The following is a 12,677-nucleotide window of genomic DNA, read 5'->3' as shown; positions in this document are numbered from 1 at the left end:
CCGCATTGCGGCAAGCTGATGACGCCATGACCATCCACCTCGAAACCCAGTCCGATCTCGAAGAGGCCGTTCACGCGCTGATCAAGCGCGATCCGCGCCTCAAGCCCGTGCTCGAGATCGCGGGCATGCCGGCGTTGCGGCGGCGCGAGCCGGGGTTTACGGGGCTCGCGCACATCGTCTGCGGGCAGCAGCTCTCCACCGCGAGCGCCGCGGCGATCTGGGGGCGGCTGTCGGCCGCGTTCGATCCGTTCGACCATGACGCGATGCGCCGCGCCCGCGCCGACCGGCTGGGGCGGCTCGGCCTGTCCGCCGCCAAGATCAAGACGCTCAAGCATCTCGCCCGCGAGATCGCCGCGCAGCGGCTGAACCTCGACGTGCTCGCGGAGGAGGATGCCGACGCGGCGCATCACACCCTGATCGCGCTGCCCGGCATCGGCCCCTGGACGGCCGACCTCTACCTGCTGTTCTGTCTCGGCCACGGCGATGCCTGGCCGGCCGGCGACCTCGCTGTACAGGAAGGCATCCGCATCGGCCTCGGCCTCAAGGCGCGGCCGACGGAGAAGCAGATGGCGCCGATCGCCGAGCCCTGGCGTCCGCTGCGCGGTGCGGCGGCGCATCTGTGGTGGAGCTATTACCGCGCGGTGAAGAAACGCGAGGGCGTGCTCGCGGGATCGGGCTAGCCCCGCAGCCGCGCGCGGTCGGTCCGGGCGCATTCGGCGACGAAATCGATCACGGCGCGTACCGCCGGGAGCTCGATGAGGTCGGGATGGGCCAGCAGCCAGAGATCCGCAACGCTGGCGAGCTTCTGCGGGGCGACGCGCACGAGATCGGAATAGGCTTCGGCGACGAAGCACGACAGCGCGGAGATTCCGATGCCGGCGCGGACCGCCGCCAGCATGTCCCCCTGGGACGAGCAGCGCATCGCCACCCTTGCCTGCCGCGTGACGACGTCGCTCCAGCGCGCAAGCTGCGCATTGGACGTCTGGTCGGCGAAGCCGATGACGCTGTGCTCCTTCCAATCGCCGCGCCTTTCCGGCAGGGACCGCCCGGCGGCATAATCGCGCGAGGCATAGAAGCCGGTGCCGAGACGGCCGATCTTGCGGCCGACCAGGTTCTCCTCCCCGGTATCGAAGGGCCGCAGCACCACGTCCGCCTCACGCCGGCGCACGCTCGCCGGAAATGGATGGGTGATGATCTCGAGCTGGATATGATCGTGCGCGCGCAGGAAGGCTGGCAGACGCGGCATCAGCCAGTGCGAGGCCAGCGTCGCGCCGATCGACAGCTTGACGATGCCGCGCGCCTTGTGTCCACCCGCCGCCACTGCGGTTTCGGCCCGCAGCGCTGCGGCCGCCATGGCCTCGGCGTGCTCGCGCAAGGTCCGTCCATCCGCGGTCAGCGCCAGGCCATCGGCAGCCCGCGCCACCAATCTGGTGCCGAGCTGGGCTTCCAGCGCTGCGATCTTGCGGCTGACGGTGGGATGGCTGGTGTGCAGGCGGCGGGCGGCGGCGGTGAAGCTGCCGGTATCGGCGACCGCGACGAAGGTCTTGCAAAGGTCCCAATCCATCGGCGGCCCTGTTCATACCTGAATGATCGTCCGTTCATTATTGAACGGCCCGGGCGGCGCCGTCCAACCTTATAATGGGATCAAATCCGCGGCCACGGGCGGCCCATCCGCCCGCGCGACAATCAAAACGGAAACGCCTCGTGATCCGCCCGCCGGCGGGGCCGCGTTTCGGGAGGACATGATGGCACTGCCCACTCTCTTGAAGGATTCGCTCAAGCTGCCCGTGGTCGGCTCGCCGCTGTTCATCGTCTCCGGCCCGGAACTGGTGATCGCCCAGTGCAAGGCGGGCGTCGTCGGCTCCTTTCCCGCGCTCAATGCCCGCCCGGTCGAGAAGCTCGGCGAATGGCTGAGCCGGATCGAGGACGAGCTCGGCGAGTACAAATCGCGCAATCCCGGCAAGAAGGTCGCGCCCTACGCCGTCAACCAGATCTGCCATGCCTCCAACGACCGGCTGATGAAGGACATGGAGACCTGCGTCAAGCACAAGGCGCCGATCATCATCACCTCGCTGCGGCCGCCGGCGGAGATCGTCGAGGCCGCGCATTCCTATGGCGGACTGGTGTTCCACGACGTCATCAACGTCAAGCACGCGCGCAAAGCGGCCGAGCAGGGCGTCGACGGCCTGATCCTGGTCTGCGCCGGTGCGGGCGGACACGCCGGCACGCTGTCGCCCTTTGCGCTGGTGCGCGAGGTCAAGCAATGGTTTGAAGGCGCCGTCCTGCTGTCGGGCGCGATCAGCGACGGCTATGGCATCGCCTCGGCGCTGACGCTGGGCGCCGACCTCGCCTATATGGGCACGCGCTTCATCGCGACGCAGGAAGCCAATGCCGACCAAGCCTACAAATCGGCGCTGACGCAGCACGCCGCGCACGACATCGTCTACACCAACCTGTTCACCGGCGTGCACGGCAATTATCTCGGTCCGTCGATCGCTGCCGCCGGCCTCGATCCGGACAACCTCCCCGCCGCCGACAAATCGAAGATGAATTTCGGCTCCGGCGGCAACATGAAATCCAAGGCGTGGCGCGACATCTGGGGATCGGGCCAGGGCATCGGCCAGATCACCGATGCCCCGCCCGTCGCGGAGCTCGTCGACCGCATGAAGCGTGAATTCGATCAGGCGAGGCAGGATTTCCTGATGCGCGTCAGCGCCTGACGTCTCCAACTGACAAGACAAACGGGAGGATATCATGAAGCTGGCAGCCGCACTGATCGGTCTGTCCCTGCTGGCGCTCGCCACGGACAGCGCCCACGCCGAAGGCACGGAGATCCGCATCGGACAGACCCTGCCCTATAGCGGCCCGGCCTCCGGCTTCGGCGCGATCGGCCGCACGCAGGAGGCGTTCTTCGAGAAGATCAATGCCGAAGGCGGCATCAACGGCCGCAAGGTCAAGTTCATCACGCTGGACGATGCCTACTCGCCGCCGAAGACGGTCGAGCAGACCCGCAAGCTGGTGGAGCAGGACGAAGTGCTGATGCTGTTCGGCTCGCTCGGCACCGCCACCAACAGCGCCGTGCATCGCTACCTCAACGGCAAGAAGGTGCCGCAGCTGTTCGTGCTTTCCGGCGCGACCAAATGGGCCGATCCGCAGAAATATCCATGGACCATGCCCGGCATGGCCGCCTATGAATCCGAAGGCGTGGTCTATGCCAAGCACGTGCTGCGCACCAAGCCGGGCGCCAAGATCGCCATCCTCTCCCAGAACGACGATTTCGGCCGCGACTACGTCGCCGGCTTCAAGCGCGCGCTCGGCGACAAGGCTGCCGGCATGATCGTTGCGGAAGCGACCTACGAGACCAGCGCGCCGACGATCAGCTCGCAGCTCTCGACCCTGAAGGCATCGGGCGCCGACGTGCTGTTCGGCGTCGTGCTCGGCAAGTTCACCTCGCAGATGATCAAGGGCGTCGCCGAGCTCGGCTGGAAGCCCGAGCTGTTCTTCGTGCCGACCTCGGCCTCGTCGATCTCGTTCCTGGAGCCGGCCGGGCTCGACAACGCCGTCGGCCTGATCTCGTCGAGCAACCAGAAGGACACGATGGACCCGCAATGGGCCAGCGATCCCGGCGTGAAGGAGTATTTCGCCTTCATGAAGCAGTACATGCCGAACGCGGATCTCTCCAACTCCAACTATGCGGCCGGCTACCATTACGCGACGCTGCTGATGACGGTGCTGAAGGCGTGCAAGGACGATTTCAGCCGCGACAACATCATGCGCCAGTCCGCCTCGCTGAAAGAGGTGAAGCTGCCGCTGCTGCTGCCCGGCATATCCGTCAGCACCGCCGCCGACGACTATCTGCCGTTCCAGCAGCTGCAGCTGCGGCGCTTCAACGGCAAGAGCTGGGTCGGCTTCGGCGACGTGCTGGACGATCGCTGACTCCAACGGAATGGGAATGACCATGATCATCAGCGGCGAACGCCGGATCGGCCATGACGAGATCCAGGCGCGCATCAGACGCGCGGCGAGCGGGCTGCGCGCCCTCGACCTTGCCGCAGGCGCACCGGTTGCCATGATGCTGCGCAACGACTTCGCCTTGTTCGAGGTGGTCGCGGCCTCGGCCGCACTGGGCAGCCCCGTGGTGCCGATCAATTGGCACCTGAAGGCCGAGGAGGTCCGCTACATCCTGACCGACAGCGGCGCGAAGATCCTGATCTGCCACGCCGACCTGCTGCCGCAAATCCGCGGCGGCATCCCGGAGGATGTCCGCCTGCTCGTGGTCGCAACGCCGCCCGAGCTGGCGGCGACCTTCGCCATTCCCCGTGAGCTGACCGAGGTCTCTTCCGGCCTGACCGATTGGGACCGCTGGCGCGACGGCCACACGGAAACAGAGGAGCCGCCGCGCCGGGCCGCGGCGATGATCTACACGTCGGGGACCACAGGCATGCCGAAGGGCGTGCGGCGCATGCCGATGCCGCCGGAGCAGGCCGCCGCCTCGGAGCGCGTCGGCGCGATCGCCTACGGCATCAAGCCGCGCGAGGACCAGGTCGTGCTGATCAACGGTCCGATGTATCACTCGGCGCCGCATTCCTACGGCATGATGGCCTTCCGCAACGGCTGCACCATCGTGCTTCAGCCGCGGTTCGACGCCGAGGAGCTGCTGGCGCTGATCGAGCGCCACCGTGTGACGCATATCCACATGGTGCCGACCATGTTCGTCCGTCTGCTGCGCCTGCCCGAAGCGGTCAGGCAGCGCTACGACCTGTCGTCGCTCCGCTTCGTCGTGCACGGCGCGGCGCCCTGCCCGCCCGAGGTGAAGCGGGCGATGATCGAGTGGTGGGGACCGGTCATCAACGAATATTTCGGCTCGACCGAGACCGGCATCCCGGTCTGGCACTCGGCCGAAGAGGCGCTGAAGAAGCCCGGCACGGTCGGCCGCGCCATCGAAGGTGGCATCGTCAAGATCTTTCGCGACGACGGCAGCCTCTGCGATGCTGGTGAGGTCGGCGAGATCTATATGCGCCAGACCGCGGTGCCGGATTTCGACTATCACGGCAAGGCACAGGCGCGCGCCGAGGCGGGGCGCGACGGTCTCGTCAGCGTCGGCGATGTCGGCTATCTCGATGAGGACGGCTATCTGTTCCTGTGCGACCGCAAGCGCGACATGGTGATCTCGGGCGGCGTCAACATCTATCCCGCCGAGATCGAGAACGTGTTGATCGCGATGCCCGGCGTGCGCGATTGCGCCGTGTTCGGCATCCCGGACGCGGAATATGGCGAGCGGCTGTGCGCCTGCATCGAGCCCGACAGGGCCGAGCAGCTCTCCGCCGCCGCGGTGCAGGCTTATCTGCGCGAGCGTCTGGCCAACTTCAAGGTGCCGAAGGAGGTCAAGTTCCTGGATGCGCTGCCCCGTGAGGCAACCGGAAAGATCTTCAAGCGCAAGCTGCGCGACCCCTATTGGGCGGACCACAGGCCGGCCGGCGCTTAAGTCGTTCTCCGGCCGCGTCCGCACGTGCGGAATTCCGGGCCATATTCCGTCCGGGCAGGGCCGCATGCCGGCCTCGCTCAGGTCCGCGGCTTTTGGCGGGCGGCGAAACCGTATAGCGTTCGATCTCTGAGAAAACGCCGCGAAGACGGCCATGAGGTCGCGCATGCTGGACCGGACGCAGGATATTTCCATCGCCGCACAGGCCTGGCTCGACGACTTCGAGCGCACCTTAAGCAGACCTGATCCCGCGACGCTGGGCCCGCTCTTCCTCGCCGACGGCTTCTGGCGCGACGTGCTGGCGCTGAGCTGGAACCTGCAGACCATCGCGGGCCGCGATGCGATCGCGCAGGAGCTTGCGGCGCGCGCGCCCAAGGCGGCGCCCAGCAATTTCAAGATCGCGCCGAACCGGGCGCCGCCGCGCTGGGTGACGCGCGCCGGCACCAACAACATCGAAGCGATCTTCAATTTTGAGACCGCGCTCGGCCGCGGCAGCGGCATTGTCCGGCTCATTCCCGACGGCCCTGACGACAGCCTGAAAGCCTGGACGCTGCTCACCGCGCTCGACGAATTGAAAGGCTTCGAGGAACAGCTCGGCACCTCGCGGCCGCGGGGGCAGGCCTATTCTCGCGACTTCCGCGGGCCGAATTGGCTCGACCAGCGCAACGCTGCGCGCGCCTATGCCGATCACGATCCGGCCGTGCTGGTGGTCGGCGGTGGCCAGGCCGGGCTCGCGATTGCCGCGCGGCTGAAGCAGCTGAAGGTCGACACCCTGATCGTCGATCGCGAGATGCGGATCGGCGACAATTGGCGCAAGCGCTATCACGCGCTGACCCTGCACAACCAGGTGCAGGTGAATCACCTGCCCTATATGCCGTTTCCGCCGAACTGGCCGGTCTATATCCCCAAGGACAAGCTCGCCAACTGGTTCGAGGCCTATGTCGATGCGATGGAGCTGAACTTCTGGACCGGCACCGAGTTCGAGGGTGGCGCCTATGACGAGGCCAAGGGCCACTGGACCGTCACGCTGCGACGCGCCGACGGCAGCAAGCGCACCATGCATCCGCGCCATGTGATCATGGCGACCGGCGTCAGCGGCATCGCCAACATTCCCGACATTCCGACCCTCGACAATTTCAAGGGGACGCTGGTGCATTCCAGCGGCTACGAGGACGGCGAGAACTGGACCGGCAAGCGCGCCATCGTCATCGGCACCGGCAACAGCGGTCATGACATCGCGCAGGATCTTCATTCCAGCGGCGCCGAGGTGACGCTGGTGCAGCGTTCGCCGACGCTGGTCACCAACATCGAGCCGTCGGCGCAGCTGGCCTACGCGACCTACAACGAGGGCACGCTCGAGGACAACGATCTGATTGCGGCCTCGATGCCGACGCCGCTCGCGAAGAAGACGCATGTGATGCTGACCGAGCAATCCAAGCAGCTCGACAAGGAGCTACTCGACGGCCTCGCGCGCGTCGGCTTCAAGCTCGATTTCGGCGAAGCCGGCACCGGCTGGCAGTTCAAATACCTCACCCGCGGCGGCGGCTATTACTTCAACGTCGGCTGCTCCAACCTGATCGTCGAGGGCAAGATCAGCCTCAGGCAGTTCTCCGACATCGAAAGCTTCAACGCTGAGGGCGCGCGGATGAAGGACGGCTCGATCATTACCGCCGACCTGGTCGTGCTCTCGACCGGCTACAAGCCGCAGGAATATCTGGTGCGCAAGCTGTTCGGCGACGGCATCGCCGACCGCGTCGGGCCGATCTGGGGTTTTGGCGAAGGCTTCGAGCTGCGCAACATGTATGCGCGCACCAGGCAGCCCGGCCTCTGGTTCATCGCCGGGAGCCTGGCGCAATGCCGGATCAACTCGAAGTATCTGGCGCTGCAGATCAAGGCGATCGAGGAAGGGATTTTGGCACGAATTTAGCTACAGCCGTCATTCCGGGGCGCGCGAAGCGCGAACCCGGAATCCATCTAACCACAGAGTATGCTGCCCAATGGATTCTCAGATGCGCAATTGCGCATCATAGGTCACGCTTCGCGCGCCCCGGAATGACAAGAGGAGAGATCAATGCCAGCCATTCTCGGCACCGGCGAGCACCGCTACCGCGTCGTCGACAACTTCGCGAAATTGCCGGACGGCTGGCAGCTCACCGACGTCGCCTCGGTGGCGGTCGACAGCAAGGACCGCGTCTACGTCTTCAACCGCGGCGCCCACCCGATGGTGGTGCTGGACCGGGAGGGCAATTTCCTGCGCAGTTTTGGCGAAGGCCTGTTCTCGCGCGCGCACGGCCTACATATCGACGCCGACGACAATCTCTATTGCACCGACGACGGCGACCATACCGTGCGCAAATGCACCACTGACGGCAAGGTGCTGCTGACGATCGGCATTCCTGCAAAGCCGGCGCCGTTCATGAGCGGCGAGCCGTTCCACCGCTGCACCCACACCGCGCTGTCGCCGAAGGGCGAGATCTACGTCTCCGACGGCTATGGCAATGCGCGCGTGCACAAATTCACGCCCGACGGCAAGCTGATCAAGAGCTGGGGCGAGCCGGGCACTGATCCCGGTCAGTTCAACATCGTGCACAATATCGCCACCGATGCCGACGGCTGGGTCTATGTCGCCGATCGCGAGAACCACCGCGTCCTGGTGTTCGACGGCGAGGGCAAATACGAGACGCAGTGGAACAATCTGCACCGACCCTGCGCGCTGTGCTGTTGCGGCGGGGCCAAGAGCCCGACCTTCGTGATCGGCGAGCTCGGCCCCGGCCTCGCCATCAACCGCAATGTACCCAATCTCGGCCCGCGGCTGTCGATCGTGGACGCCAAGGGAAATCGCATCGCGCGGCTCGGCGGCGAGGAGGGGCCGGGCGTCGCCAGCGGCAAATTCCTGGCGCCGCACGGCATCGCGCTGGACTCGAAGGGCGATATCTATGTCGGCGAGGTCGGCGTCACCAACTGGACGACGAGCTTCCCAGACGAGGAGATGCCTGCTGTGGTGCGCGCGACGCGGTGCCTGCAGAAGCTGGAGCGGGTACGGGAGTAGCTGCCATGGCAACGGCAGCCCATGCTGGGGCGGTTCCGCGCGCCCCCTGGATCGCGGCTTTTTGAGCCCGTTTGCCACCCCGCCGCCGCATTGCTTGCGCTTGAATAAGTCGCTCAACGGGCTTCACAATCCCGTCACGCTGCATGTAGTATGTCACTACATGCTGCTTCGCAGCGTATATTGGAGGCCGGGAGCGTTACTTGAACGCACATGTCTCGCAAGGCAGTTGGCCGGTGTTGGTGCTGAATGCGGACTTCCGGCCGCTGAGTTACTACCCACTGTCGTTGTGGTCGTGGCAAGACGCGATCAAGGCGGTGTTCCTCGACCGCGTCAACATCGTCGCACATTACGATCAGGCGGTTCGAAGTCCCACGCTGGAAATGCAGCTGCCCAGCGTCGTCTCGCTCAAATCCTTCGTCAAGCCGACCACCCACCCCGCCTTCACCCGCTTCAACGTCTTCCTGCGCGATCGTTTCGCCTGCCAATATTGCGGCTCGCCCGAAGACCTCACCTTCGATCACATCATCCCGCGCAGCAAAGGCGGCCAGACCACCTGGGAGAACGTGGTCGCGGCGTGCTCGCCGTGTAATTTGCGCAAGGGCAATCTCACACCGGCGCAGTCCAAAATGTTTCCGCGCCAGACCGCGTTCGCGCCCACCGTGCACCAGCTCCACCGCAACGGCCGGCTGTTTCCGCCGAACTATCTGCACGACAGCTGGCTGGACTATCTGTACTGGGATACGGAGCTGGATCCGTAGGTGCGAGCCAGCGCGCTCTGCTACCCCCGCTGCAACGCCAGCGTCACGCCGCCGAGCGTGAGCGCCATCGCCGTCCATTCGCGATAGCCGAGCGGCTCGCCGAGAATGATCGCCGCTGAGACGACGCCGATCACGGGCACGATCAGCATGCCGGTCGACGCCGTGGTTGGGGGCAGACGGCGCAGCGTCTCGAACCAGGTGACGTAGCAGAGGCCCATCGGCACCAGCGTCATGTAGACGAAGCAGCCGAGCCCCAGCGGAGTGATGGCGGTGACGTCAGGGCGCTCGAACAGCACGCCGAGGACCAGCATCGTGGCGCAGCCCAGCCCGACCTGCCAGGCGACGACGACCAGCGGCGGCATCGGCAGCGGCTTGCGGTTGAGCACATTGCCGAGCGCGAACAGGATGGCGCAGAGCAGTGCGAGCGCAATGCCGACCAGCTTGTCGGTGCTGAACGCAAGACCGTCGCCGCTCAGGAGCAGCGTGACGCCGGCAATGCCGAGGACAAGCCCGAGAACATCTCGTCGCGCCGGCCGCGTGTGCAGCACCGGCCAGGCGAACAGCATCGCCCAGATCGGCATCGTATAGGCGAGCAGCGCGCCCTCGCTCACGCTCACATATTTCATCGCGACCGTGCCGAGACCCATCCAGGCCAAGACGTTGGTGAAGGTCGCAAACAAGAGGGGCGGCACCGCCTCGCGCGGGACGGCGAAGGATTCCTTCCGGATCAGCACCAGGGTGCCGAGAATGAGCGAGGCGCAAACACCCGCAAGGCCGCGCGCGAACAAAGGCGGCCATTGCTGCAGCAGCAGCTTCATCAGCGGCCAGTTCAACGCCCAGCCGAACGCCGTTACGCACAGGCAGAGTGAGCCGATCGTCCTGTCGCGTCGCGCCGTGTCCATACCCAGCGCTTAGCAGGCCAGCGCCGGCCGCTCCACCTCGCCTGGTGCATGCGGGCCATCGCGGAGCAAGGAACCCGAAGCTCCCACGACCGTTCAGACCGTGGGCCAGGCATGCTCGCCTGCGCACGTTCCGCCATACGCATTTTTTCGGATGGCAAGATACCAAATGAGGGAAGGCCATGCCCACAGCCGAGCACGATCACGTCTACAAGATCCTCGACCTCGTCGGATCGTCCGAGACCTCGATCGAGGATGCAATCAAGAACGCCATCAGCCGCGCTTCCAAGACCGTTCGCGAAATAAGATGGTTCGAGGTCGTGCAAACGCGCGGCCATGTCGAGAACGGCGCCGTGCGTCATTTTCAGGTGACGCTGCGCGTCGGCTTCACGTTGGAAGGATGAGACGTCAGGCCGCCCATCGCGCCGCGGTACCATGATGAACGCGGGCCGACGAGAGTGGAACTCGATGTCGGCCATGTTCCCGGTCCAGTACGGACCCCGCACAATCATCGCGGATATTGCAACAGGCCGTTAAGGTGAAAGTGAGAGGTTTGCTCCGATTTGGAGCAAGCCTGATGGTCACAAGCCGCGAACTCGGCAAGACGCGCCTTCCGCTCTGGGCGGCCGGATTCGTCGTGCTGACTTGCGTGGCTATCCTCGGCCTGAGTGCGTGGCGCGAATGGGAGGCGCGCAACGCCGATCTGAGGAACGCCGAAATCGACGTCACCAACCTCGCTCAGTCGCTGATCCAGCACGCGGACGACACGTTCGAGCTTGCCGATACGATTCTTGTCGGGCTGGTCCACCGGCTCGAGATCGACGGGATGGGCCCGGACACGATCATGAAGCTCCAGGCCTATCTGCCCACCCGCAAATCATCGGAACGCATCCGCGGCATCTTCATCTATGATGCGACCGGCCGCTGGCTCGCCACGACGGAGCACCTCGATTTCTCCAAGCTCAACAACAGCGACCGTGAATATTTCCAACGCCATCGCGATTCTACGGACACGGGCACGCTGATCGGGCGACCCGTCAAGAGCCGCTCCGGCGGTCAGTGGATCGTCACCGCATCCCGTCGGATCAACGATTCCGACGGCGGCTTCGCCGGCGTCGCCCTGCTCACGATCGACGTCAGCTATTTCGTCAAATTCTACGAGCGGTTCGACATCGGGCCGAACGGCTCGGCATCTCTGCTCAACGACAGCGGCATCATGCTGGCGCGCAGCCGTGACGAGAGCGGCGCCTTCGTCGGACGCGACCTGTCCGATGCGCCCTTGTTCAGAAGCTGGAAAAGCCGCCCCGCCGCAGCGGTCTATTACTTCAAATCGCCGCTCGATGGCGCGGAGCGGCTGAGCTACTACCAGCGCAGCAGCCGCTATCCCCTGATGGTGCTGGCGAGCAAGTCGCAGGCCGACGTGCTCGCCCCCTGGCGACGCGCGGCAGCAGCACGCATGAGCTTCGTCCTCGGACTCGTCCTCTTGATCGCGGTGATCGGCTACTATCTGGTCCGTCAGTTGCTGCAGCGGCAGCGCACGGCACAGGCCCTGGTCGCCAAGGAAGCCAATTTCCGCCTGCTGGCCGAGCAATCCAGCGACATGGTGACCCGCATCGGGCTGGATAACCGGTTGCTCTACGTCTCTCCCGCCTGCGCGCGCATCACCGGCTGGTCGGCCGAAGAACTGATGGGCACCTCGGCCCTGGCCGGCATTCACGCCGACGACATGGAACGAGTTGAGCAGGCCATCGCCGCGCTGAAGAATGGCGAGGCGGAGGAAGCGCGGTTCGTCTATCGGCAGCGTCATCGCGACAAAGGCGAGATCTGGGCCGAGGCGGCGCTACACGTCACCGTGGCGTCCGACAGCGGCGTGATCGACGGCGTCGTCGCGGTCGTGCGCGACATGACCGAGCAGAAGGATCTTCAGGACAGGCTCGCCTCGCTGGCAATCACTGACGGTCTCACCGGCCTCGCCAACCGTCGCGCCTTCGACGACCACCTTGCCGACGAATGGGCGCGGGCTCGGCGCGACGGAACCCAGCTCTCGCTGCTACTGATCGATGTCGATCATTTCAAGAAATTCAACGATCTCTATGGGCATCTGGCGGGCGACGCCTGCCTGCGCGCGCTGGCCCGGATTTTATCCGCCCAGGCCAGGCGTCCGGCCGACCTCGCGGCGCGCTATGGCGGCGAGGAATTCGCCGTGCTGCTGCCGAACACCGGTCCTGAAGGCTGCGCCGAGGTCGGCGAAGCGATTCGCCAGGCGCTGCTCGATCTCGCCATGCTGCACGCGCAAAATCCGCCTTCGCGGCTGGTGACTGCGAGCATCGGCGGCGCCGCGGCTCTTCCGTCCCAGACCGCGATGGACTCTAGTACGCTGGTCGCCGCCGCCGACCGTGCGCTCTACGTCGCCAAGGAGAGCGGCCGAGACCGGCTGGTGATGTCGGGCCAGGTGATAGCATGGCCCGCGAAAAGCGCGTGAGCTGATC

At 65.6% G+C, this 12,677-nt stretch carries 11 protein-coding genes; 9 read left to right on the top strand and 2 right to left on the bottom strand.

The features are described from left to right. Positions 1 to 26 precede the first annotated feature (26 nt). Positions 27 to 680, top strand: a complete 654-nt coding sequence (locus tag GA0061099_RS09495; RefSeq protein ID WP_036020722.1) for a DNA-3-methyladenine glycosylase family protein — start codon at positions 27 to 29, stop codon at positions 678 to 680. Here GA0061099_RS09495 and GA0061099_RS09490 read toward each other — a convergent pair. Further along, entirely contained in the window at positions 677 to 1,564 is an 888-nt protein-coding gene (locus tag GA0061099_RS09490; protein WP_036020719.1) for a LysR family transcriptional regulator, read from the bottom strand. The genes GA0061099_RS09495 and GA0061099_RS09490 overlap by 4 nt on opposite strands. Before the next feature lie 181 nt (positions 1,565 to 1,745). On the opposite strand from GA0061099_RS09490, the gene GA0061099_RS09485 reads away from it, so the two are divergent. The 6 genes from GA0061099_RS09485 to GA0061099_RS09460 all read left to right on the top strand — a co-directional run bounded on the left by GA0061099_RS09485 (position 1,746) and on the right by GA0061099_RS09460 (position 9,289). Then, positions 1,746 to 2,720, top strand: a complete 975-nt coding sequence (locus GA0061099_RS09485; protein ID WP_036020731.1) for an NAD(P)H-dependent flavin oxidoreductase — start codon at positions 1,746 to 1,748, stop codon at positions 2,718 to 2,720. 34 nt (positions 2,721 to 2,754) lie between these two features. After that, positions 2,755 to 3,936, top strand: a complete 1,182-nt coding sequence (locus GA0061099_RS09480; protein WP_036020716.1) for an ABC transporter substrate-binding protein — start codon at positions 2,755 to 2,757, stop codon at positions 3,934 to 3,936. 22 nt (positions 3,937 to 3,958) lie between these two features. After that, a complete protein-coding gene (locus GA0061099_RS09475) occupies positions 3,959 to 5,485 on the top strand; it encodes an acyl-CoA synthetase (protein WP_035996868.1) in 1,527 nt (508 codons plus the stop codon). A 163-nt stretch (positions 5,486 to 5,648) separates the two neighbouring features. Then, on the top strand, positions 5,649 to 7,409 hold the full coding sequence (locus GA0061099_RS09470; protein ID WP_036020728.1) for a flavin-containing monooxygenase: 1,761 nt from the start codon (positions 5,649 to 5,651) through the stop codon (positions 7,407 to 7,409). A gap of 144 nt (positions 7,410 to 7,553) precedes the next feature. Beyond that, positions 7,554 to 8,531: a peptidyl-alpha-hydroxyglycine alpha-amidating lyase family protein gene (locus GA0061099_RS09465; protein ID WP_036020714.1), complete on the top strand. Its 978-nt coding sequence runs from the start codon at positions 7,554 to 7,556 to the stop codon at positions 8,529 to 8,531. A 200-nt stretch (positions 8,532 to 8,731) separates the two neighbouring features. Further along, entirely contained in the window at positions 8,732 to 9,289 is a 558-nt protein-coding gene (locus GA0061099_RS09460; protein ID WP_057028390.1) for an HNH endonuclease, read from the top strand. A 20-nt stretch (positions 9,290 to 9,309) separates the two neighbouring features. Here the strand turns inward: GA0061099_RS09460 and GA0061099_RS09455 are convergent, their stop codons facing one another. Next, complete coding sequence (locus GA0061099_RS09455) at positions 9,310 to 10,191, bottom strand: DMT family transporter (RefSeq protein ID WP_036020708.1); 882 nt, start codon at positions 10,189 to 10,191, stop codon at positions 9,310 to 9,312. A gap of 179 nt (positions 10,192 to 10,370) precedes the next feature. Between GA0061099_RS09455 and GA0061099_RS09450 the strand changes: the two genes are divergently transcribed. Together GA0061099_RS09450 and GA0061099_RS09445 are read left to right on the top strand one after the other, a co-directional pair. Continuing rightward, a complete protein-coding gene (locus GA0061099_RS09450; RefSeq protein ID WP_036020706.1) occupies positions 10,371 to 10,592 on the top strand; it encodes a dodecin in 222 nt (73 codons plus the stop codon). A gap of 173 nt (positions 10,593 to 10,765) precedes the next feature. Continuing rightward, positions 10,766 to 12,670: a sensor domain-containing diguanylate cyclase gene (locus tag GA0061099_RS09445; RefSeq protein ID WP_036020705.1), complete on the top strand. Its 1,905-nt coding sequence runs from the start codon at positions 10,766 to 10,768 to the stop codon at positions 12,668 to 12,670. Positions 12,671 to 12,677: the final 7 nt, after the last annotated feature.

It is taken from the genome of Bradyrhizobium yuanmingense, from assembly GCF_900094575.1.
Lineage (GTDB): Bacteria > Pseudomonadota > Alphaproteobacteria > Rhizobiales > Xanthobacteraceae > Bradyrhizobium > Bradyrhizobium yuanmingense.
This window is presented reverse-complemented; position numbering and strand designations above follow the sequence as displayed.

Excerpts from the sequence above, each read along its gene's own strand:
- GA0061099_RS09495 (WP_036020722.1), top strand. The coding sequence starts at position 27 with ATGACCATCCACCTCGAAACCCAGTCCGATCTCGAAGAGGCCGTTCAC.
- GA0061099_RS09490 (WP_036020719.1), bottom strand. The coding sequence starts at position 1,564 with ATGGATTGGGACCTTTGCAAGACCTTCGTCGCGGTCGCCGATACCGGC.
- GA0061099_RS09485 (WP_036020731.1), top strand. The coding sequence starts at position 1,746 with ATGGCACTGCCCACTCTCTTGAAGGATTCGCTCAAGCTGCCCGTGGTC.
- GA0061099_RS09480 (WP_036020716.1), top strand. The coding sequence starts at position 2,755 with ATGAAGCTGGCAGCCGCACTGATCGGTCTGTCCCTGCTGGCGCTCGCC.
- GA0061099_RS09475 (WP_035996868.1), top strand. The coding sequence starts at position 3,959 with ATGATCATCAGCGGCGAACGCCGGATCGGCCATGACGAGATCCAGGCG.
- GA0061099_RS09470 (WP_036020728.1), top strand. The coding sequence starts at position 5,649 with ATGCTGGACCGGACGCAGGATATTTCCATCGCCGCACAGGCCTGGCTC.
- GA0061099_RS09465 (WP_036020714.1), top strand. The coding sequence starts at position 7,554 with ATGCCAGCCATTCTCGGCACCGGCGAGCACCGCTACCGCGTCGTCGAC.
- GA0061099_RS09455 (WP_036020708.1), bottom strand. The coding sequence starts at position 10,191 with ATGGACACGGCGCGACGCGACAGGACGATCGGCTCACTCTGCCTGTGC.
- GA0061099_RS09450 (WP_036020706.1), top strand. The coding sequence starts at position 10,371 with ATGCCCACAGCCGAGCACGATCACGTCTACAAGATCCTCGACCTCGTC.
- GA0061099_RS09445 (WP_036020705.1), top strand. The coding sequence starts at position 10,766 with ATGGTCACAAGCCGCGAACTCGGCAAGACGCGCCTTCCGCTCTGGGCG.